The sequence below is a fragment of the Nocardioides pakistanensis genome (assembly GCF_054781215.1).
Map to the genome: position 1 here is coordinate 1 of NZ_BAAGUV010000097.1, position 1,506 is coordinate 1,506.

The 1,506-nt window shown below is 68.5% G+C and carries 1 protein-coding gene; it reads right to left on the bottom strand.

Translation table 11 applies throughout. The features are described 5' to 3' along the window. Nucleotides 1–76 precede the first annotated feature (76 nt). Entirely contained in the window at nucleotides 77–1,450 is a 1,374-nt protein-coding gene (locus tag ACYVIH_RS22960) for an IS1380 family transposase (RefSeq protein ID WP_460871865.1), read from the bottom strand. Nucleotides 1,451–1,506: the final 56 nt, after the last annotated feature.

The window sequence follows — 1,506 nt, forward strand, 5'->3', positions numbered from 1 at the left end:
GGGCATGGCTGGCCCGCCGGTCGGCGCCGGCTCTTCCACTTGAGGTCCTCGGGTCGTGCCGTCGCCGGCTGGTTGGTCAGGTCGTGACTGGGCTTGGTGGGTCGGTCGCGGTCGACCACAGCACCTCCCATGCGGGCGCCCAGGGCCAGTGGGTTGGCAGGTGCAGCACGAGCCGGCGACCGGTGGTGGCGATGCGGGCGGGGATGTTGATGATCCGGGTGCGCAGGGTCGCCCATCGGGCGGTGTGCATCGCGGCCGCGGCTGCGGTGGCGCGGGCGAGGTTGAAGGCGATCACCGCGCAGGCGACCCAGGCTGCGTTGGCGGTGTACTTCCCGCTGGGCAGATGCGCGAGTGGCCCGTCCTTGAGCTCGGCGATGACCTGCTCGACGATCGCGTGATCACGGTGCCGCTGATCGGCCTCCACCATGCCCAGGGTGCTGTTGGTGATGAAGGCGTGGTGGCGGTAGGTGGCGAACAACTCGCCTTGCTCGCTGCCATCGGATGCCAACCGCTGGAGTCGCTTGACCCTGCGCACGATCAATCGACACGACACGTGCTCTGCCTTGCGGCGGCCGGTGAACGCGGTGAACGCGACCTCGGCGACCTCCGCATCCGAGATCCACCGCTGTTCGGCCTCGTCGAAGACCGCGTTGGGGTAGGAGATCGACGTCCAGGCGTCCGCGTCGATGCTGGTGATCGCGGCGGTCACGGTCTTGGTCATCCGGGCGGTGACCGAGAACCACGCCTGGTGCCGGATCGCGGTCCCGACGAACGCCCACCCGTAGTAGGCCGAGTCCGCCCGGCACATGATCTGTCCGGTTACACCGGCCGCGCGTGCGGTCGTGATCGTCTGAGCGAGCAGCCTGCCGGCCCCGGTGGCCGAGGCCGTGTTGCCCTTGCGCAGCCGGGCACGGGCGATCACCGGTGCCGCGATCGGAGTCGAGATCGTGGCGAGCTGGATGTTGAGGCCGCGGACCTTGCTGTAACCGAACGCAGCACCTTGCTTGGCGTAGCCGTGGACCTCCCGAACGGTGTCGTCGACGTCGAGGAAAGCGATCCCCTCGCCATCGGCCCCGGCGAGCAGCCCGGGCACCCGGTCGGTGAGCCCGGCCAGCAGCCCGGCGCTGACCTTGTCGAGTTGCTGGACATGGCCGTGGGTAAACGAACGCAGGAACGTGCCCAGCGTCGAAGGCGCCCGAATACCGTCGAACAACCTGTCCATGCCGCCGTGACGCAGCACGTCCAGGTCGTCGATGGAGTCCGCGCCGGCAAGCATCCCGCCCACCACGCTCGCCGTCTTCACCCCCGCGTTGGGCGAGGGCACCGTCACCCCCTCGAGCAGGTCATGCAGACCGGCGGACTCCGCCAACCGCAGCGCCGGCACCAGACCCGCAGCCGACACCAGATTCGGATCATCGAAAACAGGCCGAAGCCTGTGAGAGGCTTTCACTTACGAGGTGCCCTTCTTGAGCGGTTCGGTGTGGACGTCGCAATCGACATCTTCCC